29 protein-coding genes and 1 pseudogene are annotated in these 25,437 nt (G+C 52.7%); 22 read left to right on the top strand and 8 right to left on the bottom strand.

Features of this window, described 5'->3' with window-relative positions; translation table 11 throughout:
• The first annotated feature begins 174 nt into the window (after positions 1-174).
• On the top strand, positions 175-1,146 hold the full coding sequence (gene parM / locus WM95_RS26415; RefSeq protein ID WP_088545113.1) for a plasmid segregation protein ParM domain-containing protein: 972 nt from the start codon (positions 175-177) through the stop codon (positions 1,144-1,146).
• A gap of 2 nt (positions 1,147-1,148) precedes the next feature.
• Positions 1,149-1,820, top strand: coding sequence for a plasmid partitioning/stability family protein (locus WM95_RS26410; protein WP_088545112.1), 672 nt, complete (start codon positions 1,149-1,151; stop codon positions 1,818-1,820).
• Positions 1,821-2,570: 750 nt separating this feature from the next.
• On the opposite strand, the gene WM95_RS27945 is transcribed toward WM95_RS26410, so the two are convergent.
• The 4 genes from WM95_RS27945 to cap4 all read right to left on the bottom strand — a co-directional run bounded on the left by WM95_RS27945 (position 2,571) and on the right by cap4 (position 7,492).
• Positions 2,571-2,975, bottom strand: coding sequence for a Mov34/MPN/PAD-1 family protein (locus WM95_RS27945; RefSeq protein WP_409978119.1), 405 nt, complete (start codon positions 2,973-2,975; stop codon positions 2,571-2,573).
• Between the two features lie 67 nt (positions 2,976-3,042).
• Positions 3,043-4,845 (bottom strand): ThiF family adenylyltransferase, encoded by a 1,803-nt coding sequence (locus tag WM95_RS26390; protein ID WP_127851253.1) that lies wholly within the window; start codon positions 4,843-4,845, stop codon positions 3,043-3,045.
• Positions 4,842-5,987: an SMODS domain-containing nucleotidyltransferase gene (locus WM95_RS26385; protein ID WP_088545107.1), complete on the bottom strand. Its 1,146-nt coding sequence runs from the start codon at positions 5,985-5,987 to the stop codon at positions 4,842-4,844. Before WM95_RS26385 ends, WM95_RS26390 begins: the two co-directional genes overlap by 4 nt.
• A 5-nt stretch (positions 5,988-5,992) precedes the next feature.
• Positions 5,993-7,492 carry a CBASS system CD-NTase-associated protein Cap4 gene (gene cap4, locus WM95_RS26380; protein WP_088545106.1) on the bottom strand — a complete coding sequence of 500 codons (1,500 nt, stop codon included), beginning with the start codon at positions 7,490-7,492 and terminating at the stop codon, positions 5,993-5,995.
• 1,017 nt (positions 7,493-8,509) lie between these two features.
• On the opposite strand from cap4, the gene WM95_RS26375 reads away from it, so the two are divergent.
• The 5 genes from WM95_RS26375 (at position 8,510) to WM95_RS26360 (ending at position 11,092) form a co-directional block, all read left to right on the top strand.
• Positions 8,510-8,941, top strand: coding sequence for an antirestriction protein (locus tag WM95_RS26375; RefSeq protein ID WP_088545105.1), 432 nt, complete (start codon positions 8,510-8,512; stop codon positions 8,939-8,941).
• A 42-nt stretch (positions 8,942-8,983) separates the two neighbouring features.
• Positions 8,984-9,394, top strand: coding sequence for a DUF1380 family protein (locus WM95_RS26370; RefSeq protein WP_088545104.1), 411 nt, complete (start codon positions 8,984-8,986; stop codon positions 9,392-9,394).
• Between the two features lie 50 nt (positions 9,395-9,444).
• On the top strand, positions 9,445-9,642 hold the full coding sequence (locus WM95_RS26365; protein WP_088545103.1) for a hypothetical protein: 198 nt from the start codon (positions 9,445-9,447) through the stop codon (positions 9,640-9,642).
• Positions 9,643-9,783: 141 nt separating this feature from the next.
• Positions 9,784-10,035: a hypothetical protein gene (locus tag WM95_RS27330; protein WP_127851273.1), complete on the top strand. Its 252-nt coding sequence runs from the start codon at positions 9,784-9,786 to the stop codon at positions 10,033-10,035.
• A gap of 304 nt (positions 10,036-10,339) precedes the next feature.
• On the top strand, positions 10,340-11,092 hold the full coding sequence (locus WM95_RS26360) for a glycoside hydrolase family protein (protein WP_088545102.1): 753 nt from the start codon (positions 10,340-10,342) through the stop codon (positions 11,090-11,092).
• A 43-nt stretch (positions 11,093-11,135) separates the two neighbouring features.
• On the opposite strand, the gene WM95_RS26355 is transcribed toward WM95_RS26360, so the two are convergent.
• Positions 11,136-11,774 (bottom strand): hypothetical protein, encoded by a 639-nt coding sequence (locus tag WM95_RS26355; protein ID WP_088545101.1) that lies wholly within the window; start codon positions 11,772-11,774, stop codon positions 11,136-11,138.
• 1,022 nt (positions 11,775-12,796) lie between these two features.
• Here WM95_RS26355 and WM95_RS26345 point away from each other — a divergent pair.
• The 7 genes and pseudogenes from WM95_RS26345 (at position 12,797) to WM95_RS26315 (ending at position 17,176) form a co-directional block, all read left to right on the top strand.
• Positions 12,797-13,069, top strand: coding sequence for a hypothetical protein (locus WM95_RS26345; protein WP_088545124.1), 273 nt, complete (start codon positions 12,797-12,799; stop codon positions 13,067-13,069).
• A 44-nt stretch (positions 13,070-13,113) separates the two neighbouring features.
• Entirely contained in the window at positions 13,114-13,479 is a 366-nt protein-coding gene (locus WM95_RS26340; RefSeq protein ID WP_088545099.1) for a hypothetical protein, read from the top strand.
• A gap of 67 nt (positions 13,480-13,546) precedes the next feature.
• The gene (locus tag WM95_RS26335; protein ID WP_088545098.1) at positions 13,547-15,562 is read left to right on the top strand and encodes a ParB/RepB/Spo0J family partition protein; all 2,016 of its coding nucleotides are present in this window, start codon (positions 13,547-13,549) and stop codon (positions 15,560-15,562) included.
• Between the two features lie 37 nt (positions 15,563-15,599).
• Complete coding sequence (psiB, locus tag WM95_RS26330; protein ID WP_088545097.1) at positions 15,600-16,034, top strand: conjugation system SOS inhibitor PsiB; 435 nt, start codon at positions 15,600-15,602, stop codon at positions 16,032-16,034.
• Complete coding sequence (locus WM95_RS26325; RefSeq protein ID WP_088545096.1) at positions 16,031-16,762, top strand: plasmid SOS inhibition protein A; 732 nt, start codon at positions 16,031-16,033, stop codon at positions 16,760-16,762. Before psiB ends, WM95_RS26325 begins: the two co-directional genes overlap by 4 nt.
• 197 nt (positions 16,763-16,959) lie before the next feature.
• Positions 16,960-17,109 (top strand): annotated as a pseudogene (locus WM95_RS27695) (DUF5431 family protein); the annotation flags it as partial.
• Positions 17,054-17,176 (top strand): type I toxin-antitoxin system Hok family toxin, encoded by a 123-nt coding sequence (locus WM95_RS26315; protein WP_224776414.1) that lies wholly within the window; start codon positions 17,054-17,056, stop codon positions 17,174-17,176. The pseudogene WM95_RS27695 and the gene WM95_RS26315, both read left to right, overlap by 56 nt.
• 184 nt (positions 17,177-17,360) lie before the next feature.
• Here WM95_RS26315 and WM95_RS26310 read toward each other — a convergent pair whose 3' ends face one another.
• Entirely contained in the window at positions 17,361-17,849 is a 489-nt protein-coding gene (locus WM95_RS26310; protein WP_088545095.1) for a cytoplasmic protein, read from the bottom strand.
• A gap of 628 nt (positions 17,850-18,477) precedes the next feature.
• Between WM95_RS26310 and WM95_RS26300 the strand changes: the two genes are divergently transcribed.
• Together WM95_RS26300 and WM95_RS26295 are read left to right on the top strand one after the other, a co-directional pair.
• On the top strand, positions 18,478-18,771 hold the full coding sequence (locus WM95_RS26300; RefSeq protein ID WP_088545122.1) for a hypothetical protein: 294 nt from the start codon (positions 18,478-18,480) through the stop codon (positions 18,769-18,771).
• Positions 18,772-18,787: 16 nt separating this feature from the next.
• The gene (locus WM95_RS26295; protein WP_088545093.1) at positions 18,788-19,609 is read left to right on the top strand and encodes a DUF932 domain-containing protein; all 822 of its coding nucleotides are present in this window, start codon (positions 18,788-18,790) and stop codon (positions 19,607-19,609) included.
• Positions 19,610-19,637: 28 nt separating this feature from the next.
• On the opposite strand, the gene WM95_RS26290 is transcribed toward WM95_RS26295, so the two are convergent.
• Positions 19,638-20,177, bottom strand: a complete 540-nt coding sequence (locus WM95_RS26290; RefSeq protein ID WP_088545092.1) for a lytic transglycosylase domain-containing protein — start codon at positions 20,175-20,177, stop codon at positions 19,638-19,640.
• A gap of 598 nt (positions 20,178-20,775) precedes the next feature.
• Here WM95_RS26290 and WM95_RS26285 point away from each other — a divergent pair.
• Entirely contained in the window at positions 20,776-21,162 is a 387-nt protein-coding gene (locus WM95_RS26285) for a relaxosome protein TraM (protein WP_088545091.1), read from the top strand.
• Between the two features lie 37 nt (positions 21,163-21,199).
• Here the strand turns inward: WM95_RS26285 and WM95_RS26280 are convergent, their stop codons facing one another.
• Positions 21,200-21,841 (bottom strand): Arc family DNA-binding protein, encoded by a 642-nt coding sequence (locus WM95_RS26280; protein WP_088545090.1) that lies wholly within the window; start codon positions 21,839-21,841, stop codon positions 21,200-21,202.
• Positions 21,842-22,038: 197 nt separating this feature from the next.
• On the opposite strand from WM95_RS26280, the gene WM95_RS26275 reads away from it, so the two are divergent.
• Genes WM95_RS26275 through traB form a run of 5 tightly spaced genes read left to right on the top strand, consistent with a single transcriptional unit; the run spans position 22,039 to position 25,437 of the window.
• Complete coding sequence (locus tag WM95_RS26275; RefSeq protein WP_088545089.1) at positions 22,039-22,392, top strand: type IV conjugative transfer system pilin TraA; 354 nt, start codon at positions 22,039-22,041, stop codon at positions 22,390-22,392.
• Between the two features lie 3 nt (positions 22,393-22,395).
• A complete protein-coding gene (traL, locus tag WM95_RS26270) occupies positions 22,396-22,698 on the top strand; it encodes a type IV conjugative transfer system protein TraL (protein WP_088545088.1) in 303 nt (100 codons plus the stop codon).
• 5 nt (positions 22,699-22,703) lie between these two features.
• Positions 22,704-23,285, top strand: coding sequence for a TraE/TraK family type IV conjugative transfer system protein (locus tag WM95_RS26265; protein WP_088545087.1), 582 nt, complete (start codon positions 22,704-22,706; stop codon positions 23,283-23,285).
• A gap of 11 nt (positions 23,286-23,296) precedes the next feature.
• Positions 23,297-24,037 carry a type-F conjugative transfer system secretin TraK gene (gene traK / locus WM95_RS26260; RefSeq protein ID WP_088545086.1) on the top strand — a complete coding sequence of 247 codons (741 nt, stop codon included), beginning with the start codon at positions 23,297-23,299 and terminating at the stop codon, positions 24,035-24,037.
• Entirely contained in the window at positions 24,034-25,437 is a 1,404-nt protein-coding gene (gene traB, locus WM95_RS26255) for an F-type conjugal transfer pilus assembly protein TraB (protein ID WP_088545085.1), read from the top strand. Before traK ends, traB begins: the two co-directional genes overlap by 4 nt.

Below are 25,437 nucleotides of genomic sequence, written 5' to 3'. Positions count from 1 at the left end.
AGATAATCCAGAAGGGCCGAATTAAGAACTATGTGATACTCATAAGTTGCTCAAATTGATTTATATTATCATTTTGAGTATCTTGAGTATCTCAATTTGAGAAATAACGCTTTTGTTTTATCATTTTGCTCTTATAATTAGCATCAAATTGAGTGTAACTAATGGTGCATAATGATGAAGATTTTCTGCGATGATGGTTCAACAAATGTTAAGCTGGCATGGTTTGAAGGTGATGAACTGAAGACCCGGATCTCGGCAAACTCATTCCGGCACGGCTGGAAAGTGGCGGAATTCAGTGCGGCGACGTTCAACTATCAGGTGGGGCCACTGAAATACACGTGGGACAGTGTAAGCCGGGATGCGATTCCGACGACGAACGTGGACTATCAGTACGGCGATCTTAACCTGCTGGCTGTGCACCATGCTCTGCTGAACAGTGGCCTGGAGCCGCAGCCGGTAAGCCTGACGGTCACGCTGCCCCTGAGTGAGTATTACGATCAGGACTGTCAGCGCAATGTGGTGAATATCCGCCGTAAACGGGAGAACCTCATGCGGGAACTGACACTCAACAAAGGCTGCGCCTTCACCGTGACTGATGTGAAGGTCATGCCGGAATCACTGCCGGCAGCGTTTACCAGACTGTCCCAGCTTCAGTCCGGAGCCGGTGAAACCACGCTGATTATCGATCTCGGCGGAACCACGCTCGATGCGGGTGTGATTGTTGGTCAGTTTGATGATATCAGTGCGGTACATGGTAACCCGTCCGTCGGTGTTTCACTGGTGACACGCGCAGCCGCAGGTGCACTGCGGGCAGCAGACAGTGAAACCAGCGCCCTGATTGCTGACAGTGTCATCCGTAACCGGGATGATGGTGAGTATTTACAGCGGGTCATCAACGATGCCGAAAAGATTGATTACGTCCGGGGAAAAATAGCCGAAGCGATTGCCGCACTGGGTGCGCGCGTGACCAGCGAGCTGACCGCCTTCAGGAACGTGAACCGGGTATTTCTGGTCGGGGGAGGGGCTTCCCTGATCGAAGAGGCGATACGTCAGGCCTGGCCTCTGGCTCCTGAACGTATCGAGGTTATTGGCGATCCCCAGCTGGCGCTGGCCAGAGAGATTGCCCTGTACAATAAAGAGGACTAAACGTGCCGGACGGCCTGTATTCTTTCTATCTGCACAGTGATGATCGCACCGACATCGCGGCGATGGCGACCATAAACACCATCTCGCAGCCACTGCGCGGTGAATTTATCCGGACAGTCGCCACCGCAGGTGCGGTGGTGTATCAGGCTGATCCCCGTTTACCTGCGCTAATCCCGGTGTTCTTTGACGGCCAGCTCAGCGCCGTCCGGCTTTGTGCCGTGATGGCAATGGTATCCGGAACCTGGTCATCCCTGTCCGGGTTACCGGACGAGCCTGATACCCGGAAACTGTCCGTGGAAATGCCTGGGGAGAGGGAACGCAGGCGCTACACGCTCGCGCTTCAGGATGACCGGAGCAGTAAGCGGGTTGAAGCCTTGCTGGCCGGGGTATCGTCACGCCTGCGCGGCGATCTGCTGAGAAACCTCATTATCACCGGGCTGGCACTTCACACCACGGCGCCGGAGCTGCCGCGTCTGCTGGCCAGCCTGCCGGTGCCACCGGCTACGGTCAGTGAGTTACAGACCATTGTCCGGCAGATGGTTCGCGCAGAACCTGGCGGCGCGGGCATCAGCGAAGCGGGAGAGACGGAAAAAGCGGCTTCGCCCGTCACCACATCACCCGGATCGGAAACAGCCGGAATAAAGAAGAACATGCGACGGGCATTTGGAGACTAAAACATGTCAGTGATTAGACGAACAACAGTGCAGTTCATTCACAACCTTCTGCGTGCCCGGAACGTGCCTGAATCTCAGTGGCCTGACCGGGTGAAGAAGATCGGGCGGGGGATGATACTGGCTGGCGTGGCCGTCGTCGTTCCCGGGGTTCTGGTTGATAACATCTCCCTTCCGGTGACTATTGTGATGCAGGTCTGCTACGCCTCACTTATCGGACTCGGGGTTCTCCTGGCTTTTGACGATAAAAAGGCGAAGGACCGATCCTGAGCAAGAACATTAATCAGGAGGACAGCGTATGCAGCTGGAAGAACTGAAAGACAACGTCGAACAATGGCCGTTGTGGCACTTCAGGCGCAGTACCCTGAGAGATTAACCGCATCCAGTGTGGTCTTTACGGTCTGTAGCCTGGTCGGAAAAGATCAGCCGCTGGAAGATATTTTTGGACTGCGTGAAGTACAGTATGCACTGAGACGTATTGGTGCTGCTCTGCAATCCCGCGTCTTCTTGTTCCGGAAAGCGGTTTTATAAGCGTGTGTGGTTTGTGTCAAGCATCTCAACGGAAATCGTTCATGGGGCCGATGATTAAGTGACGCCGAACACAATGAACGCCTCGGCTCACTGGCCAGCCTGAGTATCTGTCGACTGCGCGAACCGGCAGAGCGCGGCTCCGCCGGGCCGCAAAAAGTGGCGTTTCTGGCCTGAAGACCATGGCCTGATGGAAAACAAAGGGGACGGATATTAAATCAGTACCTATCGCAGTCTGATGGGGGCGTCTCCCCTTGGGAATACACTGGCGCTCAGACTGTATGAGCCTGCCGGATCCCCTCCAAGTATAATCATTACAGGTTCCAAGCACTGGTAGTCAGGGTTCGCTGCAATGCTTGTCATGGACCTGAAGTCATCACCACTTGGCTCGGGTGAGCCTCCTGGATGAAAATGCCACTCACCAACATAATACAATCCCGTTTTCCATCGGGCATGAAGTAAGCACCTCAGCCCTCTGACGCCCCGTTGAAATGTCGTCCGGCCAGCGAGTGAATCCGCAGGACGGGTCGTGGCTTCCACGATCATTGCCGTAGAACTGTCTTCGCTGTATGAGCCAATCAGAATGCCACCTGTTTCATTTACGCCAGCTTTAAGACATTCGGAAACCATCTGCTCAATGGTTGAGGAGCTAATGACGACCGTATAAAGTGTACTCTCACTCGAAAAAGTCACATCTTTAATGCTCATGCGGCTCTCTCTCGACGGTGCCATCAGGCATCTGCTTAAAATATTCATAAATTCTCCCTGGCGCACTGACCACCCGGCAAATGAATTTTGTACCGACGGCTGCCCATAGCTGTACGTCATCGGCACGGGCCGGAAATACAGGATGCCAGCACCCGATGCCTTCTATTCTCGCCTCATCCATCTCGATCTCAGGTGACGCCGAGGCTTCGAAGCGGCTGGAAGCATCCGTCACCGGAAACGTTGTTTCACTGGCAGCAAACGCAAATAAACCTTCAGCCCGCCATGTCATAGCCAGGCTGATAAATATTTTTTCACTTTGCCAGTCAAATGCCGCCAATGACTTAAGAACACCATCATCACCGGTACAATCAATGATCACGTCGTACTGACGCAGTGAGTGTTTTGCGACCTCACTCTCAGGGGGAAACGCGCAGCTGAATGAACGTGCACTTGCGTCAGGCAGAATACGATTCAGATGTTCAACCAGCGCGGCCGCTTTGTTATGGCCAACTGACGTCATTGTCAGGGCGTGACGGCTCAGATTTCCGGTCTGTAGGAGGTCTGCGTCCAGAATGCCCTGGCTGATAACACCCATGCGCATCAGGTTTTCTGCAATCATGCTACCCAGTGAGCCTGCACCGATTATCAGCACCTTTTTGCTGCGAATGTCGTTGGCTGCTTCGCCACGTGTTCTGAGCTGGTCGGCCGCCCAGTTCTGCGTCCTCACCCACCTGATGGGCTCGCGTGAAAGCGGCTGTTCGCGATCCCAGGCTCTGCGATTCCGTTCCGTTGGGCGGAATCCGGGGCGTTTTGTCATTGTATTACTGAGACCGGCCAGACTCAGCGCCAGCCAGTGAATGCGCGCTGGTTCATCTCCAATTTTGTTTTCCAGCGGAAAACCCAGCAAGAGTAATTCGGGCGCGCGTTGCTTGCGCAGGGCTCTGACAGAACGCCCAATATCTGAAAAGAGGTCCGGCAGTGATAACCCCCATTGTGCGAAGCAATGGCTGAGCTCCTGCCAGGTCCTGGGTGCCTGCCAAGGAGGCAGAACGGGGAGGGTAGGCAAAACAGACCACACTGCGTTCGTTGTTCTCGCGCTTTTGCGCATGAAAGGGGACCATTTAGTTGTCCGGATTAGCTTTCCTTTGTTATCAAAAAACTCACGCAAAAAGCGGGTACCGCGCGCACCGGGCAATCCAGTGCTGCTTGCAAACCCCCATTCTCCTGTTTTCGATTCCCAGAAAGGGAGATCATCAGTCTGTTCGCTAAAACCGATCACGGTAAAGGGTGACTGACCGGGGAAGGCGGGGAGTTCAACAGCATCCCCGGTTGTGGCCAGTTTTCCCTGTGCAGCGGCGTCAATCCAGAGCAGCAACCTGCTGAGTCGCCAGCTGATTCTGTCGAGTAATGCTTCGGGTTCCTGCCCCCATAAGTTACGACCAAATGCGGCGGGCGTATTCTCAAGGCACGGATTTCCTGATGTCCATCCGCGGATAGACGCATCCGAAAAGTTGTAGTTTTGGTGCTGAAACGTTGCAGATATACCTTCCGATTTATCGGGATAGACCTCTATGCGAGTCTGAGCCCCTTCCTGCCAGAGGACCAGATGCCAGACGCTGTTGTCTGGCATGAACCTGGAGCAGGGTACGGAAAGCCCGGCGGTGAATTTAAGCGACCATCTATTGTCAGCAGAGAGCGCCCAGGCATTGTTCGTCTGCATCCTGGGATCATTATTGATAAGGGTGAACGCTGCCCGCAGCTCTCTTGGCACCTGCTGAACGACTGTACTCAAGCGAAGCGCCCGGTTTTCTGTGGTTCTGCTGGTTTACTTGGCACTGTAAATCCACCATTGCGATCGCCGCCATTAGGACCGGGTAAAGGAAACTTGGCTCCGAACAGTTGGCGCCAGAGTTCTGCACTTTCCTGAGGATCCTGAGACGCCAGCGCGTTACGGGCAATTTCCGCCGCACCCGCAATACCCTCATAAAATGAACAGAAATCGTCTGTTGATAAGCGCGCCATCACGTCATGTTCGTCAACGCCGTGATCTGGCAAACAAGGCTTACCTTTCTGGCTGTAAATGTCTGCCCAACGGCACAAAAAAGTGTCCAACATCTGAACCAGACCTTTGCCCATTGAGGTGGTTCCATTATCCAGAGCGTTACCAATCAGATGTTCCAGCGGATAGCCTTTAGGGTATTTCGGCAGGTTTTCGCTGTTCTGCTGTCGCCACCATTTGACCGCCCTGACAAGGTTGATGTAGTGACCGTTGCAAACGCGGTTTTTCTCAGCGGTCCATCTGATCTGCGCGAGAGGATGCGTCCGGCCCCACTCATTTTTTTCCCTGTCAGGTAGCACTAACGGGTGCGCTTTCCATTCTGAAGCTGGGGCGTCCTCTACCTGCGCACTATTGCTCTCAGACAACCATCCCGTATTGGGGGACCAGCTTTTATTCAGGCGCCAGTCAGTTTGCTCTTCCAGAGAGTTAACAGTCAGAACTGACTCTGACTTATAGAGCTGCTCAAGATGGCTTTTTTCTGCCCCTGACTCTGGGATGGCGGTGATCACTAGGTCCAGTTCGACATAGGAGAGGGTAATTCCAAAAGAGCGCCCCTGTGTTTCCCATTTACCCGGGTAATACTTGTCGAGGAATGGGATGAACAGGTCCATTGCATCAGTGGGAGACATCCGGGTATGGTCAAGATTGGTCACTACGACAATATCAACATCAGGGCGCTTATCACCGAGCGGACGGATTGCCGTCGAACGACGAATGCTGCCCTGCAGGAACGTTGATACGACAATTCCCTTGAGCGGTTCGAAATTTTTCAGGCGCTCGCGCAGTGTCCTTGCACCACTTTTCCAGTCTTCCTTCTGTGTATCAGTCGGCCTGATATTTGCTAAAAATTCGTTGAACTGAGGTTGAAGTTCCATGGTGATTAAACCTTAAATGAAGGAAGGTAGGAGCCATCTCGTTGGCGTTGAAAGTCAAACTCGTAAAAGACGCATGTCCCCAGAAAATCGGTGTGCTGGCCAAGATAAAAATTAACGGCATTTGGCGCAGCGCTGAAAATATGCAGGCTTGCCTCAACCGGTAAATCTGCATTCGTGACTACATCGGATACCTGTTCGGCAAGCGCTACGGCATGTGAACCGTTTTTCACAGATCGTTGCCCGTGCCCGTTTGCGGGGGTTACGTGAATGATACGTCCTATGTCAGGCTGATTTTCGAGTATGTATGCGCGCGCTTTTGGCAGCGCATTTCTCGCGATGCTGAGTACTACAGCGACATCGCTTCCGGTTCCGACAGTCTCGGTTTCGATAACCGCATCAGGTTCATCCTGCGATTCGTTCTCAGACCAGATAGAGTCGCCCATTCTCCCTTTCTGGACCAGTTCGATTTCTACGCCTGACTTGTGACCAAGACATTTGCCAGCAAGCATTGCAATGGAGCTGTGGGTATTTAGATACAGCCGAACTTTACGCTCCGTCTGCCTTATACTTGTGAGGAAGGTTTCTACTTGGGGCTTAATAACATCATTCCACTCAATGCCTGGGGAGGGAAATCGACCTTCGAAGAGAGAAAGCAGGGAGAGTGTGTGTTCCGGAAGCGCATCCATGATGTCCAGTGGCCCATCGCTGAAAGAGCGTAGCGCAACATTTCTGAAGATTTCAGGTGCTTCCGATCTGATCCAGTTCTCTTCCACGCAAAGGGCTTTGAACTGCTCTCGGGTAAAACGATAACGTTCCTGACTGCGTAATGCTCGCGCAGCGCCATCGAAACGGAAGTCCGAACTTGTTTCGCAGGTTATCAAGCCAATGATCTGGAAGCAGGTATTAACTTTTTCGCGCATCGCTTCAAGCGTGGGCTGTGACTGCTGAATGTGAAAACCAGAAAGCACCTGCTCCAGCTCCTGGTCTGTGGAAAGCTTAAGATGTTGGCGCCAAAGCTTGCGAACCTTTCCCTTACGGCTCCTGTCGGTCGTGCCATCAAACAACTTATCGAGTCGTATTGAGCCATCCACATTACTGATTATTTCACCAAGCGGGTCCTCATCGATAATTCGATCTGTCGTGACAAGGTGAAAAGCAGAGTTGGCAGGCTCAGTTCCTTTTGCCTGTTTTAGCCTTTCAAGGATCGAGAAGGTTTCAGCACCAATGAATGCAGGGTCAATCAGGTCCTCGAATCCGAAGCTAGCGGCTTGTGTTACGTGAAACTTAATTTGATAGTAATCCGCCTGAATCCGATCGGGCCCGGTGCTGCGGCGGGGGGGATTATAACGCGTAATCACGTCATCAAAGGCTTTAGGGCCATCGGCTTCATAGGAAACTTCTACGACGAAATCTTGTTGGGGATTTTTAAGCCGAGAAGCCTCAATCCAGAAATACCGAGCCTGATAATCATGACCGTGCCAGTTAGCCAATACAGAAGTCGCCATAAGATTCCTCCCAAATGACAGTAATATTTTGAAACTATCACGTCAGAGGATACTGTTCAAGAAGACAGTATTTATTGCATGGTCTGGAATTAATTAATGACTAATTTTTATTTAACTTGTTGATATTAATATTAAATAAAAGATTTTAAAAAATAATGTCAGTCAAGCTTCAGTTAAACTGAAGAACAACATTTTTTTTATCCCCAGACGATCTCTGAAAAAGAGCATTTAACTGCTGACTTCTGTAGGGTGATCAACTTTTGAACAAAATGACATTGATTAAAGGTGTGATTATTGACTGTGTATTCAAGACATAAATACCTAGTGCCCCTTCAACACCCCGGCGTTGCCGGGGTGTCAGCCCGACTACAGTAACCGGCAGGCCGGTAAGCTTCGCCGGCTCACCAGAAACGGCATTTCGGAACTGTCGGCTGGGGTCTGATGTAAAAAATTAAACACTAAGGATCAAGGATGGTTCGCTCTGAGCGAGGAATGGATGACATGTTCCCGGCAAACTAACATAGCATGATGTAAGCGAGTTCCGCTTCTGGCACAAAGCCGCCCGTACCCCTCAGATCATTCACTGATTAAAAGACAAAGCAGTAATTATTTTATTCACTGGCATGTTAGCTCCCAGATGTCACCGTCCTGCTTTGCTCTTAACATCGCTGTTAACTTACAGAATCAACTCATTTTGTATAGCCGACAATACAAGGATGTTAGTGCCTTCCGCCTTTATCCGCCGCCGCCCGCCGGGCCGCGTCGGGACAGTAAAAATCCCCTGAAACTCCGTGCGGCGACGGCATAGCCGTGACTTCACTGTAGCCCGGCCGCATCGGCCACAAGGGTTCGCTGTCGCCGCCGTCCTCACCCGTTCGCACCCTTCACGGTGCATTCAGCCCGTGAAGGCTTTGCGCTGCGGCTTGCGGCGTCGCCCTTGCATCCTCCGCTTTTCGCCGGTCTGTCGTGTCGTCACGGCGATGCCGGAACCGAGAATATATTAACCGTGGAGGATCTATGAACCAGACCGTGACCTGTTGTGATGCCGTTCGTCTTGAGGGCGCGCAGCGTCTGACCTTTTTGCCCGACATGTTCGGCGGCGACTATATGACCGCTGAGGCGTCCGTGTACGCCTATGCACAGCGTTATTGCCCCGATTATCAGGGCGGCTTCTGGCAGTTTTACCGCCTGCCGGATGGCAGCGGTTATATGGCGCCGGACGTGGAGAGCCTGACCTTCTGCAATTCAGATAACTGGTTTGAGCAGACTGTCAGCGGGGAAGTGGCGGGGATCATCCTCACCGCACTGGTGCTGAATCACCGCAGCTGGTTTCACAGCAACCATGACCATGAGGAGCTGTGCCGCCACTTCTGCCGCCGTCATGAGCAGCTGATGGCTTTCGCAGAAAACCATCCCGCCAGCGCAGCCATCTGGCGTGCGCTTGACTGACTGACCACGGGCGGCGATGCCGCCCGAATTAAGGAGAAAGAGATGATTGGTACAGCAAGAGAAATCGCCCTTGAAATGTTCCGGTGTTCCGACCTTGATGGCGAGAAATACGTTTTCGCAAGCTGGAACCGAAATGATATCCGCAGCATGTGCGTTGACTGGGATCTGAACAATGAGGATCTGGATGAAGTCATGCGCCGGCTGAGTTCCTGTCTCGAAAGTGGCGTGGACATTGGCCAGATACACGCAATCGTTGAAACCATGCTCGACGAGCGCCGCGCAAAGCGCACCGTGACTGTTCCGGCGGCCTCTCTCGAAATGGTGATGAAGCTGGCTGGCAGTGAACTGAAGCGCATCGCCGATAGCGCGGGGCAGGGAGGGGTGTCTTCAGAGGTCACCCTGAAAGAAGAAATTAAGATCATGCAAAGCCTGTGCGCCGCGCTTGAGGCCTGAAAGGATGCCGGAAGACATGCTTCCGGCTGCCAGTGAAAGAGGAGAACACCATGCAGCTTTCAACAGATACCCGTTCCATACTGCGCCAGTACAAAACACTGATAAACGAACGAAGACGCGAGGCAGGACTCAGCCCCGTCACCACGGCAAAAGTGCTGGAAGAGATCTGCGAATCGGCAACCCGCCAGTGTGCCGTATACCTGTGCGGTCACTTCATCCTTCAGGGCGGGAAGGGAGACGGTCAGTAACGGGATCGGGCGGGGCTGAGGCGCCGCCTGCTCGCGCGCGAAAACCCTGTCATCCCTGCGGGCTGACGGGCGGAAAGGACAGCGCCTGCGGCGCTGCCTCACTCCGCCCCGGTATGCACAACGCAGGGTCCTGAAAAAGTTGTGAGGGCAGCAGATACTGTCCTGCGTGGCGTGGCGTGGCGTGGCGTGGCGTGGCGTGGCGTAGTCACCGGCTCTGAAACCCGAACAGCAAATTCCCTCAAAACACCTGAATCCCGCAGCTGGCCCCCTTCGGCTCCCGGCCAGCAGCGCCGTCCGGTCGTCGAGCCCCACTCCGCCAGGCAGCTGCTTCGCACCAGCCAGTCTCCGCCGAACCCCTTCGGGTTTCGGGCTTCGCTAGGGTCTGATGGCTGAGGTCAACAGCTGCGGCTTCTCCGGCCGTGCCGTCCGGAACGCCTTCACCGCGCCGGCGGGGCCGTCGCTTTAATGTCGCCACGCCGTTCCGACGTGTCGGGTGTGTGCATCCTGTTCATCCGGTGAAGCCATCCCCCGTGTGTCCTACTACGCCAGTTCGACCGCTATTGGTACCTGCTAAAAAAAAGCGGAATAGTTAAAAAAGCTTATTGACTGCATGGTTATGATGGGCGTAAGGTTGTGTGACTGTATGTATATACAGTTGTTTTATTGTTGATTTTAATGAACGTCAAAGAGGAATTTTATGAGCAGTATAGAAACTTCAAACCAGGGTCCTGGCTGGAACGACCATGATACCCCATACGGTACAATTCATAGCTACGATGGAGACAATTCTAGCGGCGGAACTGGTGGTAATGCTGGCAATGGTCACGATGGGATTGGCGATAGCGCGAAAATCGATATTCCCACAACAAAGGAATACAACGGTGTTCTGATGAGTATGTGTGTCAATAATCTTAAAAAACATGAGGGTTTTAAGAATAAAATGTATAAGGATACCGGTGGTAATATTACCGTCGGCGTTGGTCATTTATTAGCTACTGCTGAGATGGCTGCTGCATTACCATTTAAGAAGACCGCTACTATTAATCAGGGGCATGGGAATGCCGAAGATATTGATAAAGCTGTCTCTGCTGGAGATATCAAAGCCGCATTTAATAAATATGCAACGGATTCTTCTGCAATTCCAAATATCCATCTTACAAATGATGCTGTCATATCGGAGTGTATCAAAGATGTCCAGATAACAGAGACTGGACTACGTAGTCTTTATACAGGTTATGATGCATTTTCTAATGACAGAAAAGTAGCTCTAGTCGACATGGGATTTAACATTGGCATTCCAAAATTAAAATCAAACTTCCCTAATTTCAACGCTGCTGTAAACCGTGGTGATTGGCCTACTGCTGCGGTTGAGTCCCACAGAACTGGTTTAGATGACAGTCGAAATCCGCGTAATAAAGATACGCATGACCAGCTTCTTTCTGATAAGTAATTAGTTTAATAAAGCTAATGGCCACAGGGATGTGGCCATATCATTAAAGTGGGCTATTTTCATCAACCTTTTGTATTTCCCATATCTTTTCCTCTTTATATTTAATGATGTAGCTATTTCTGATCCCGTATGTCCCGTGTAACGTAAACGCAGCTATGGTTACAATATTAAAATCTTTTCCATCTCTATTTGAATATGTACTGTAGGATATTAACCTGTATCCTGTATCGTCACTCTGAGATTGTAAAACATCACCTTTCATCATAAAGTCCGGTGAGGTATCCCATATGCTTTTACCATTGAATTTTTTTTGCACCTCTTCTTTTTCATTATCACTGACAATCAATTTTTCAGAAGCTGGGAAATGCTTCAATAAGTCACTTAACGATGGTGCAGGTGCGTCTTTTTTAACCAGTCCGTTTTGGATTGCATAGGCATTTATATAACAATCAGTTAGGGCAGCTTTTGCCTGGTCATAATCTGGTTCAGAAATATCAAGGATGTTTTTTACTGTTTCACCTGATTTGCGTAATGAGATGAAATCAGAACATGAAGAAACCTTTGCAATATTGTTATCATTCAATACTAGTGTTAAGGGCAATCCATTTATCTCAAGTTCGTTCGAGGCAAACACCGTCGAACTAAAAAGAAATGCGCTGGCAACACATAAAAAACGTTTCATTCGATCTGCTTCTTTTCTTAGGCTGTGAGCCTTTAAATGTACTCGGTTTTTTTTAAAAAAAAACTATTTTTATGGTATCGAAGCACTGCAATTCTGCTGATTATAATGCCTACTCAAGCCCCATAGTTCACCCGCTAACGAGGAGGCAATGATTTCAGATGTTTATGTGCTGCGACGCGAGATAATGCATATGGCGCAGCAGTCAAAAGAGAGCAACACATGAACACTGCGCGAGTGGAGCGGAGAGACGGGCTGCCCGCTGAGGGTATTCCCGGGAATCATAAGAATAAAGCTGCACTTCTGCCTGGTAATCTCTGGCAAGGTGTTCGCGGGTGTACGTAAAATTGCGGTAAAAATAGGCCCCTGACTGTTCTGTCTGGGTTTCTTCAGCCATTTCATGCACCGTTCATTAATGCTAATGGATGCGTACATTAGCATTAATAGTGACCGTTCTCAAATCATACCGGGCCAGATTTCCGGTCAAATCACAGCGATATCAGCCAGCTTCACCAGGATGGCCAGAACGATAAAAACGGGCAGGGCGATGGCCCCCTTCGGCTCCCGGCCAGCTGCGCCGTCCGGTCGTCGAGCCCCACTCCGCCAGGCAGCTGCTTCGCACCAGCCAGTCTCCGCCGAACCCCTTCGGGTTTCGGGCTTCGCTAGGGTCTGATGGCTGAGGTCAGGGGCTACGGCTTCTCCGGCCGTACCGTCCGGAACGCCTTCACCGCGCCGGCGGAGCCGTCGCTTTAATGTCGCCACGCCGTTCCGACGTGTCGGGTGTGTGTATCCTGTTCATCCGGTGAGGCCATCCCCCGTGTGTCCTCACGCGGAGGGCTGCTTGTAGCACCGCCGGGTCGTCATACAAGGGGTGAAATAAACGCCGCCAAAACTTTTTGCGAAAGGCCGCAAAAACTTTCGTCAGCGCCCCTTTCCTTCCTCCCTTCGCCGTTGCTCCCTTTGCCCTTTGCCGCGAGAGAACTCACCAGGGAGATGGACAACCATCACCACAGGAGAAAACCAGGATGCACACACGAAACGTCAACGTCAAAACCGCCGCTCAAGAATCTTCCAGGAAGATGGGGGAAGGGCAGAACACGGTTGCGATCGCCCGTGAATGCGTGGCACAGGCCACCTCGCTGAAAGCGGGCGTGACTGTCACGCTGTCAGACGTGAACCGCTACGGAGATATTCAGGTGGAGATCCGCACTCACGGACTGCTCAACTGGCGCGCGTGGTCGTTTGAACCGGATTTTGTGTTTGATCTGAAACGTAACCTGAAAGACGTGCAGCTGTAACCGGAGGCCGGACATCCGGCCTTAACCCACAGAAGGAGAAACCCATGCAGAACCTTAATTCCGGCCAGTCGGGCAAAAAAGTAGGACAGAGTAATGACATTGTGAAGCTGCTGCGCATTCAGGCCAGCGACACCCATGTGGTCGAGTTTGACAACGTGGACACCCGTTTTAATGACTGCAACAACTGGCAGGTTATGGCTGAGGGCAAGCGCGTCCTGTTCAGCAACCGCACGTATGAGCGTTTTTCAGATGTGAAATCGGGGATCGTGGCAACGATTTCCGTGTGTGAAAACCGCGCCACGGTATCTGATACCGCGATGCTGGAAAGTGCGAAAGTCATGATGCAGGTGCTGGATGGTTATCCGTCATTTGCGGCACTGGCTGCACACCCGAAACGCATCACCGGTTAACCGAGTGCCGTGACCGGAGTGCATTCCGGCCACGGCGAACCATAACAATCACTGAGAGGTAAAAATCATGGTCGCCACCAATACTACGGCAAAGACACCCGCGAAATCCAACCGCGCTAAAAAGTCAGCGGAAAAAATCGTGCAATCCACCGAGCAGAAGCTTGTCCAGATGCTCGCTGACACGCCCGTGCAAATCTTCCCGTACTCCCGCCTGTCACGCACTGACTTAAACACGCGCATCATTCCGCATACCGATCAGGAAGTGGAAGAGATGGCAGACAGCATTGAGGCAATGGGTATCCTGCAAAACCTGATTGGAGCAGAGCTGCCGGACGGCACGATCGGCATTGTCGGCGGGGAAGGTCGTCGCAGGGGGACGGGCATTCTGGTGCTGCGCGGTGTGCTCGATGCAGAAACCCCGTTTGTTCCGGTGAAAGTCCTGCCCGTGGAGATGGCGGTGGCAGCCTCGATGATTGAGAACGGCAGACGTAAGAACATGCACCCTGCTGAGCAGATTATCGGTTTTCGCACCCTTGAGCAGGAAGGCAAAACCGCCTCGCAGATTGGCGCACTGATGGGCTACCACCCACGCCACGTCCAGCGCTGCCTGAAACTGGCGAACCTTGCGCCCTCCCTGCTGGACGCGCTGGCGCGGGATAACATCTCCCTTGAACAGTGTGAAGTGCTGACGCTGGCGGACACCCATGAACGTCAGGAACAGGTCTGGAAAGAGGCCGTGGAAAAGTGGCGTGATCCTTCTGTACAGACCCTGCGCAAAATGGTGACTGACGACAAGATGGCCATCAGCCACCCGATGTTTGCGTATGTGGGCGAGGAAACCTATACCGCCGCTGGCGGTACGCTGACAGCCGATCTGTTCAGCGATAAGGACAGCACCTTTGCCGATGCCGCGATGGTGAAATCCCTGCTGGCAGGAAAACTCACCGTGCTTGCCGCCCGCCTTCAGCAGGAGCAGGGCTGGGGCTGGTCTGAATTCCGTATGACGGAGCTGCGCGGCAGCGGCGAGGACAGGGAGCAGTACCGCTTTGCCATGCCGAATGCTGTGCTGACGAAAGAAGAAGAGAAGCGCGTCAGTGAGCTGGAAGAGAAAATGGAAGCCACTGAAACCCACGATGATGAATATGAGTGTCAGCAGGATATAGATGATATCTACACCGAGGCGACTTACCGCGAAGCCACGCCGGAATTTCGCGCCGCGCACGGTGTCTGGGTGTCATGGGACGGTGACAGTTTTCAGGTTCAGCCAGGTATCCGCAGACTGACCGACGAAAACAGGGCAGCAGAAGAACAGGTTCGTCAGGAGCGTGAGAATAACGTTATCAGACACACCACACCTGAAATTCCCGCTGACGCCTATCCGGCTACGCTGGTAAAGGCCATGTCCGCCGAGCGCACGCTCGCCGTTCAGGCCGAACTGGCGGATCGCCCCGATGTGTCGGTGGCGCTCCTGACGTGGACACTGTGCCTCAGTATGTTTGACCGCAGCTACGGTAAACGCAGCGAACCGCTGAAAGCCTCTGTGTCCTCGAATCAGTATCACCTTGCATCACTGGCTCCTTCCGGTGAGGAAGGGAAAGCGCTGACGGCGCTGAATGCGCAGAAAAAGGCGTTTCAGGCAACGCTGCCTGAAAACTGGCACCTCGATTTCACCTGGCTGCTGTCATGGTCAGCAGAGCAGGTGAACACCCTGCTGGGATTCTGTGCGGCGCACGGTATCGACGGGCTACAGGAGCGTCTTTACAACCACACGGCTATCAGTTCACTGGACGGGCTGGAAGCGGCGCTGGACTTTGATTTGCGCAAATGGTGGCAGCCTGATGCTGAGAGCTACTTCGGTAAACTCACGATTACCCAGATTGGCAAGGCATATGAAGCAGCCGGACTGAGTGCCCGTGCGGGGGAGGTTGTGAAGCTCAAGCGCCGCGATGCGGCAAAGGCCGCTGAACAGGATCTGAATGCTCAGGGCTGGCTGCCAGACTGGATGGTGCGTCCTGCGCCAGCGGTTCAGACCGACGAAGCAACGGATACCCATACCGACACCACCACTGACCACGCTGCATAAAACCGGAGGCCGCCGCCTTCGGGCGGCGGGAACACGCATGACCATGAATTACGATCTGACCCGAATCAACACCCTGACTGCCTCCGATCTGGAGTTTATCCGCCAGCAGGGCGAGGAAGCGCGCCGCGCCCTCAGCGATACCGTGACCGGCCTGCTGACTGTCCCGCAGGACTGGCGCGTCTGCGCCGAGTACCGCAGTGAATTTGGCGGCTTTTTCCCGGTACGGTGCCGTTTCAGCGCGGATAACAGTGATGACTGGCACCTGTGCGTGTGCAGTCCTGGTGAAGTGTCGCCGTACTGGCTTCTGGTTCTGCTTTCTTCGGGTGGCTCCATAGTGCGCACCCTGTACCAGAATGAGACGCTCCAGCCTGAGCGGGTCAGCCAGCTGATCGACCAGATGGCAGGGATGCGCCGGTTTAACTGCACGGCGAGTACCGTGGCAAACCTGATGAGCGGGGAGGTGACAGCATGATCCCGTCATCCCATGCCCTTGTCTCCCTGAAACCTGCCCGTCAGGCCGCGATTCAGGCTATCAGCCAGGTGGAGTCCGCCCGCGAACGCGGCTCCCGACTGCCCGCCATGCCGTATGTGCGCACCTTTCTGCGGGTGCTCACGGGCAGCGGTCGCCTGAATGCCACTGTCGCACGTCAGATCCCGGGTCTGAACTGGGTGCCAAAGAACCGCCATTCGAACCTGAAACAGGTCGAGGAAGCGCTGGACACGATGATTGCCACGGGAGGAGAAGCCTGCCCGCTGCCGCTCACGCTGGACGTACAGGCCGAACTGTTCCCCGAAGTCATGCACACCCGCACGGGCAGAAGACTGCACAGGGCGGGTATCCAGACCACCCGACAGATACGCCGCGAATCCCGTGAATTCGACCAGCGCTGGAAGTTGCGCCAGAACCTGCTCGCGCAGGCTGAAACCGACCTCAACTTTCAGTCCCCGGAAACCGTCTGCACCTGGTATACCCGGTGGAGCGACGAGTTCGACGCGGGGGAGCTGGCGGGCGCATTCTGGCGCTGGCAGACGCGGTTCGCGTCGCTGAAAGAAATGAACTGGCTGCGCCTGAGCGGTGAACCGCTGTATGCGGTGATGTATGAAATCCCGTTTATCGTCCGGGAGACACCGGAACATATCCGGGATGCCGAGCGCTGGCAGGTTCCAAACAAACTGCACCACAAAGTGGTTAACGGCTGAACGAAAAAGGATGTGAATTTATACAGTTTTCAGACTGTTAATCCTGGGCAGATGATTGACAACGGGATATAATGGCGATGGCGCTTGAGGCTTTTTGCCTCATGACGTGAAGGTGGTTTGTTACCGAGTTGTGTGGCAGAAAGAAGAAAGCCCCGTAGAAAGTTAATTTTCATTAACCAACACACGAGGCGATCTGCTTGACTAGACACCAACAGAATAGCCTCTTAGCAGCCGCAAGGCAAGGAGAAGAAGGCTATGAAACTGCCACGGAGTACCCTGATCTGGTGTGTATTGATAGTGTGTCTCACACTACTGATATTCACTTACCTGACCCGAAAATCGCTCTGCGAAATCCGGTACAGGGACACGAACAGGGAGGTGGCGGCTTTTATGGCCTACGAATCCGCTAAGTAGCCAACCCCGGCGGGGGGAAACCCCCGCCATTCAGGGGCTGGAGGCAGTCTGGACATGCCTGAAGCGCCTTTATGAAGGGGTTGCCGGTTCGCCGGTAGCCCCTTTTTCCTTCCCTGCGCGACCGCACGCCTTTACTTCCGGGAAGGGCTGTTCCCCTCCGGGGAACGGGGCAGGGCGGCAGCGCCTACGGCGCTGCCTGCTCTCTTCCCTTCCTGATCTCTGCCTGGTAATCCCTTTTCACGCTTTCAATATCACTCAGGGTTGATGCCTGGCAGGAATGTGCAGCAAGCCGGTAACGCTCTGTAATTTCATCCAGCGTGGAGAGCGTATTGTCACGGCTGCGGTGCTGGCGGCCTTTCTGGCCAAAGATGGCCACTATCATGTCCTGACTGCCTGACCGGCCAAAAAGGCGGGTGCAAAGGCGTTTAACGGTAAGGGGCGTTAAATCCAGATCAATGCTGTCAGCAATCTCAAAGATGAAGCAGAGCATCCGGTAAGTTTTATAACGTTTCACGGCCGCACTGAGACGGGCTGCTCGTTGAGGGTATTCCCAGGAATCATCGTGATAATTGTGCAGTTCGGCCAGATAGTCTCTGGCCAGATGATCGCGGGTGTACGTAAAGTTGCGGTAAAAATAGGCCCGCGACTGCTCAGTTTGTGATTCTTCAGCCATTATTTGCACCACATATTAATGCTAATGGATGCGTACATTAGCATTAATAGTGACCGTTCTCAAATCATCCCGGGTCAGATTTCCGGCCAAATCACAGCGATATCGGCCAGCGTCACCAGGATGGCCATCACCAAAATGAGGGGCAGGGCGATGGCCCCCTTCGGCTCCCGGCCAGCTGCGCCGTCCGGTCGTCGAGCCCCACTCCGCCAGGCAGCTGCTTCGCACCAGCCAGTCTCCGCCGAACCCCTTCGGGTTTCGGGCTTCGCTAGGGTCTGATGGCTGAGGTCAGGGGCTACGGCTTCTCCGGCCGTACCGTCCGGAACGCCTTCACCGCGCCGGCGGAGCCGTCGCTTTAATGTCGCCACGCCGTTCCGACGTGTCGGGTGTGTGTATCCTGTTCATCCGGTGAGGCCATCCCCCGTGTGTCCTCACGCGGAGGGCTGCTTGTAGCACCGCCGGGTCGTCATACAAGGGGTGAAATAAACGCCGCCAAAACTTTTTGCGAAAGGCCGCAAAAACTTTCGTCAGCGCCCCTTTCCTTCCTCCCTTCGCCGTTGCTCCCTTTGCCCTTTGCCGCGAGAGAACTCACCAGGGAGATGGACAACCATCACCACAGGAGAAAACCAGGATGCACACACGAAACGTCAACGTCAAAACCGCCGCTCAAGAATCTACCGGAAGATGTGATTCAAACCTCACCGTTGCCCAGTTCACGGATCTGTTTTGCTGGGTCCTTGCCGCAACGGAAGGAGAGCCACAACCGGCAATTTTTACACCGCCAGCGAATGCCACTGAGCTGACGTTAATTAATAACGACTGCCCGGATTATATCTCTGTCTGGGTTATCGAAGGTCGCCCGGTAGCAGCTGCAATGCCGCTGGACAATTTTCACCGTGTTATTTCTTCATCACTTACTAATTAATCAGGAGTCAATAATTATGGTCAGTTTCGCAAGCCGCTATCGTATGCCGTCGTCAATCCGTAAAGACCGCCCGCTGACGAATGATGAATTACAGCGCATTGTCCCGAGCGCGTTTTCTGCTGATAAGCATGATTCTCGCTCAGAGCGTTATACCTATATTCCGACCATTAATATTCTTGATCGTTTACGTGATGAGGGATTCCAGCCGTATTATGCAACCCAGTCACGTCCGCGTGACCAGGATAAACGCGAGTTTACGAAACATATGCTGCGCCTGCGCCGACATGACCAGATTAACGGTAAAGAAGTCCCGGAAATTATTCTGCTTAACAGCCATGATGGCTCCAGCAGTTATAAAATGATCCCCGGCATGTTTCGTCAGGTTTGCTCTAATGGTCTGGTAGCCTGGAAAGATTTTGGTGAAATCCGCGTACCACACAAAGGGGATATTGTCGGGCAGGTTATCGAGGGCGCTTATACAGTGCTGAAAACATTTGATGCTGTTGATGAAAATATCGACATGATGAAAAGCATCCAGCTCTCTTTACCTGAACAACGTCTCCTGGGTGCCGCCGCTCTGGAGTATAAGTATGACGGGAAAAAATCGCCGGTAACGCCAGAGCAGATTATTAACCCGCGCCGTGTCCTCGACCAGGGACAGGATTTATGGACCACTTTTAATGTGGTGCAGGAAAATGTGATCCGGGGTGGTATCCGTGGCAGAACGGAAAAAGGCAGTCTGACCAGAACGCGGGAAGTCACCGGTATTGACGGTGATATCAAATTAAATCAGGCATTATGGAAACTGGCTGAAGAGTTTGCAAAGCTGAAGGCCTGAAAATTAAGCCGCTCTGATGAGCGGCTTTTTATTGTGTGTTATTCAGTGACGCCGTCTCTGCTGTTTTTTCTGCATTAACCATTCCCCCGCTCTGCTCCTGATACTGCGAAAGGATCGTTTTTCGTGCCAGCAAAACGCGATATATATTTTTAATATCTTCGGCATACGCCCGGCGCTGAGTGATGAGCTTTTTCGAGGGGCCGGTATTATACATTCCTACGCTGTCCCAGTTTTTACCATACGACCGGAAGTTGTGCGCCAGAACCCAGGCACCGGTATAGACACAGATACAGGGATCATTTAACAACCGGTCACGCGTAATATTAAAGTTTTTAAGCTTTCCGTAATGAGAGCTGTTCACCTGCATCCCGCAGACATCTTCTGTCCCATTCCTGTTTGATCCATTAATCGCATCTGCCCGCAGTCTGCTTTCCTTAATGGAAATTGACATCAGCAGGAGTGGATCAATACGGTAGTCCTTTCCCGCCTGATCAAAACACATCTGGGGAGCTGCGCCCGCTGAAAGTGAAACGACCAGCACGGCAGCGGGTAATAATGTTATTTTCATCATCTGGCCTTTTAACGAGATATAAGCACTAATGGGAGCCGCTTTAAAAAATACCCCGCCAGATCGTCTTAATCAAGTTTATTCACTACAAACGCGCGTAAGCGCTCTCCGGCATGACTTTTACCCCTGGCTGAAATAATGAAAGCAGACCAGGCTACCGTATTTACATGCCGCTCTTTACTAACCTCCTAAAACATCACACCCCACGCAAGACTTCGTCTTGCAGATTTTTTCTTTTAATTCAGATGTATACCTGTTCGTATTATGCGGAATTATGCTGCGTGAACAATAAAGGTGTGTGCATCAGCACACCTTGCAGTGCCTAATGCAGCACTACTGTGTGTGCTGATACAGCACTGTTGAGTGTGGGGATTGTGTGTATTCAATAATTAGAGTAACTTAAAAATGAATAGTGCCTGAACCCCACACATCACAGTGCCTGATGCACACACATGATGGTGCCGGATTAGCACACTTCAAAAAGCCCGATTTACACGAACTCTCAGTAAGTTACAGAGACGAGTTACTTCGGGAACTGACTTATAAGTAGCATTGCAGTGCCGCATCAGGCACTGCATGAAATTTTTGAGAAAATATCATGCCAAGAAAGAACATCTACTTTAAAGATAAAATTGACAGAGAAATACATGATATTCTTGAGATTGAGTTACAGAAAGGCGCAACAACGTCTGACATGAACTATTCATCAATAGTCAACGAATTAGTTCGACTCGGGTTGATGGTCTACAAATCGAAGGAAGAAGGCCCATCTTTCGATCTCGATGGTTTCCGACGCGACCTCATTAAGAAAGTCTCTGGCTCACGTGAAGGTATTATGATTCTCACCGCACTTGTCTCTGATATCTTTGTCACGATGAAGGGGCCAGACTCTGGAGTGAAGCTTGAAGAACTGATAAATGCCAATATCAGCTCGATTAACGATGCAGAAGATAAGGCTGAAAAAGACCACTTCCTGACGGATTAATTATTGGTTTCAGGCCGGATTTTTCCGGCCCTGTCGATCACTGAGACTCACCCTCATCCCACGGAAGGTCTTCTTTCTCCACCTCCGTGATTTTTTCTTTTAAAAAAACCTCAAATTCCATACACAATACTTTCAGTGCCTGCGCATCCTCATTCTGGTCAAGTAATCTCTCAGTAAAATATCCAAGCGTATTCATTAACCTGGTGAGCATTTCGTCATTCAGACTACGGTTATGCACCTTTGCCATTGCCCTGATTTCATCTGCAAGATTCTCGGGAATACGCATACTGTAGCCTGTAGTTTTCCCGGGGAGCAACACACGCTCACCTTCACGCCACATCCACAACTGCTCCTGGTGCACCGGAACCTTATTTTTCTCTTCAGCCTCACCATCCACTTCATTCAGTAAATTCCCGAGCCACTCCTCGAACCTGACCGCCAACGAAATGAGCCGTTCGCCTTCCGCAGTTTTAATTACTACCTTCCCTGGCTGATAATTCAGGGACAACAAAAGCCTTGCGATAATTTCCTCATTTACGCTTCTGTTACCCGCCCTCGCACATATTCGCAGCTCCATAAGCAAATTATCCGGCGCGCGCAGCCGCCACTCGACCGCCTCGCCGGGCTGGAACTTTCGTGGACGGCCGCGACCATCCCACATTTTCTCTTTTACTTTCATAGCTATAGATCCTGTAAGCCATTTCAGAACTTTCCGGTCTACAAAGCCTACTCACTTACATATTCAGATAAATCCGAATGAAATCAAAAAGTGTGACATGCGTCACAGTTTTTTTTTTTTAGGGTCATGGGACAATTGCACCCGCGTAAACAACAACTTACGCACACCACTTTTGTTTACTTCCGGAGAAAACAAGCATGTTAACCAAAGGCAGCGCCCTTAACGTCGGTAAGGGATGGGCGGTAGCGTCTTTATTCCGTAAAGCTCGCGAAAATCGCCAGATGAAATTTTACTTAAAAACAGCAGGTGCATTCTTAATTGCACTTATGGTCACCAACCCGTCATTCGCATCCGGTACTGACCTCCTCTCATCACAGGCAACAACTGTTAATTCCACATTCGGTTCTGGCTCCTCACTGATTAAATGGTTCTACATTGCCGAAATCATCATGGGCCTGTTTATTTATATTAAGGCACGCTCTCCACTGGTATTTGTCGGTATCGTTATGGCAATCATCTTTACCCGTGTCGCCTTCGGTATCGCGAGCTAAACGATGAGCGGGGAAGAGGATAAATACTACTTCCCGGAAACACTGAACCAGCAGGAACGTTATTTAGGCCTTCCAATTGATGAATTAATCGTGACCGCACCCCTGGTTGTTTTAGGGGTGCTTAACAATATGTCACTCGAACTTGGCGTTATAGCGGGGATTCTCTGGTTCATTGTCAGATACCTGAAGAAAGGGCAGGGGTCATTCTGGTTACTTAATTTCTGTTACTGGCACCTGCCGTCACTTTTATTCAAAGTCACTTTTCGCCAGATACCTGATTCAAGTTTCCGGCACTGGAGGGCATAACTTTCATGAAACTGAAAATCAAAGGGGAACGCGATAAACAACTCAGCTATGCGTTTATTGGCCTTACAGGATTAACCCTGATTCTGGGAGTGGGTAACGTTTTAACCGGTTCGCTGGCATGGCATTTTGCCACCACCCAGAAAACCATTACCACCCCAATGACGTATAACCGTCCGTTCGCTTCTGATGCAGTCAGCGCAGACGCAACCGGCATGACACAGTTCGCCACTTCCTTTATTTACTGGCGACTGAATATCACCCCGGAAAACATCGACAATAACCAGAAAATGATTCTTGGGTACGTCCCCTCTGCTGAGCGGGATGTGCTCAAGAAAGCCCTGGATATTGAAGCTGAACGCATCAAGAAAGGAGGGATTACCACCCAGTTCGACACGAAAGAAATCCGGGTCACCAATGATGGCTCCGTGGAATTCAGCGGCACTTTGAAATCCTCCACCACCAACGGCGCAATCACCACCTTCCTGAAGCCCGAAGAAAAAATCTACCGACTGAAACTGAGTTATGTGAATGGCGTGATTAACCTCCACAGCTTCGAGGAACTCCAGCCGGTAACCACCACCAACTAACAGGACTGCCCATGAAATTTCGCATTTCACCGGCAGCTGCTGCTGTGATTCTGGCAGCGGGATTCTTTACTGGCGGCCTTCGGGCCGCTTCCGCACCCGCAGCCATTCCGTTTGAGAACGACGCCGCCTTTAACGTCACTCTCAGCAACACCAACCCAAGCAAGGTTGTTGTCGACGGAGAATTAATCACAAGCATCAGCGGACCATCCGGTGCCTACGACCAGAGCACGACCGATGACGGAGCGCTCATTCTGTCTCCGCTTGTTGGCCAGAACTTCACACTGTTTATCCAGACTGACCGCGGCTCATCGCTGAGCCTGAATATCAAACCGCAGCCCGGCAACGGCAAGACCCTGCGCTTCACCCCCATGTCACCACCACTTCGCAAGAACGATGACGCGAAGGCCTGGGAAGAAGGGCAGACCTATGAAAAGACACTGGTCGCATTGTCCCGGGCCGTCGTCAACGGCCAGGTGCCTGATGACTACCAGGAATACCCGGTCAGCCGGATGCCGGCATACACACCCGCCAGTGATGTACGCCTGACACCGGAACGCCAGTTTGTCGGCAACCACCTTCGTCTGGTGCGTTTCCGGATGAGCAATCCGGGCAACGTCACCCGCAGCCTGCGCGAGCGCGACTTCTGGCGCAAGGGCGTCAGGGCCGTCATGCTCTCACAGAGCCAGCTCTATGCCGGCGGCGAAGGCTACGCCTGGATTGTGTTTTCAGATGACGGAGACACCCGCCCATGAATCTGAATGAAAACCTGAAGACCCGCCGTAAGCAGGTGGCCATCCTCGCCGCCGTTCTTGTGGGCGGCGCAGCCGCTGCGGGCGGTGTTATCTGGTACGGGCAGTATCAGCAGGCGCAAAAGCAGCCCGCGCCGGTTGCCGCACCGAACATGACCGGTGTCGTGACCGCCGCATTTAACCAGCAGGTCAGCGATGCCGCACTGGCACAACAGCAGGCGAAGACCTCTGCGCTCGAGCAAAATTTTGCCACGCTCTCGCAGCAGTTTGCGCAGAACAAACTCGCCACCGACCAGAAACTCGCCGACAAGGACGCGGAAATTCAGCGCCTGAATGACCAGCTTTCGAAAGCCCCCAGCAGCAACCCGACCACAGGCCAGCAGACACCACCTGCTGGTCAGAACGGAACACCACTCCCGGGTCCCGTTGCTGCCGGTCAGGCCCGACCCCCCGAATACTCCGTGACCCCCACAGGCACACCGGCCGCCACTGGTGTCAATATGGGGCAGGGCGCAGGGTTCTATCCGGGCGGCTCCGGCCAGCGCATGACAGGCGGTCTGTCGACCACCAAATTCAGCTACGACAGTCTGAAGAAAAAGCCCACAAAACTGCCCTGGATTCCGTCCGGCTCCTTCTCTGACGCCATCATGATTGAAGGGGCCGATGCCAACGCCAGCGTCACCGGCCAGCAGAACACCCAGCCCGTCACCATTCGTCTTCTGGGGAGTATCCAGATGCCCAACAACAAAGAGTACAGCGCGGATGGCTGCTTTGTGGTGGGCGAAATCTGGGGGGATATCTCCAGCGAGCGCGGTGTGGTGCGAACAAAGTCGATCAGCTGCGTGCTGAAAAACGGCAAGCACGTCGATATGGAATTTGACGGTCACGTGAGCTACCAGGGTAAGGGTGGTGTGCGCGGCAAGCCAGTGATGCGTAACGGCATGATTGTCGGCTACGCCGGCGCAGCGGGTCTGCTTTCAGGTTTTGGTGAAGGGATTAAGTCTGCTGCCACACCGTCAGTAGGACTCGGCGCCACAGCCGATGTCGGTGCCGGCGACGTGTTTAAGCAGGGGTTAGGTGGGGGAGCCAGTAAGGCGGCCGACACCCTGAGTCAGTACTGGATTAAACGCGCTGAGCAGTATCACCCGGTGATTGATATCGGTGCCGGCAACCTGGTCACGGTCGTGTTCCAGAAAGGTTTCCGACTGGAAACACTGGAAGACGCTGAAGACCAGAAAGCGAAAGAGGAACTGCAGAAAGCAGGTAGCGCCGCGCAGGACGCCGTTGCTCCGCAACCCGTCAGTCAGACCACCACGTCCAGCACTACCTCAGTCGGCAACATCAACCCCGATGATGTTCTCCGCCAGGCCAGCCAGCTGCGCCTCGGTGACACCATCAACTGA

The sequence above is a fragment of the Enterobacter cloacae complex sp. ECNIH7 genome, from assembly GCF_002208095.1.
GTDB classification, from domain to species: Bacteria; Pseudomonadota; Gammaproteobacteria; order Enterobacterales; family Enterobacteriaceae; genus Enterobacter; species Enterobacter cloacae_M.
Note: the sequence above shows the minus strand (reverse complement) of the source record. Positions and strands in the feature narration are given on the sequence as shown.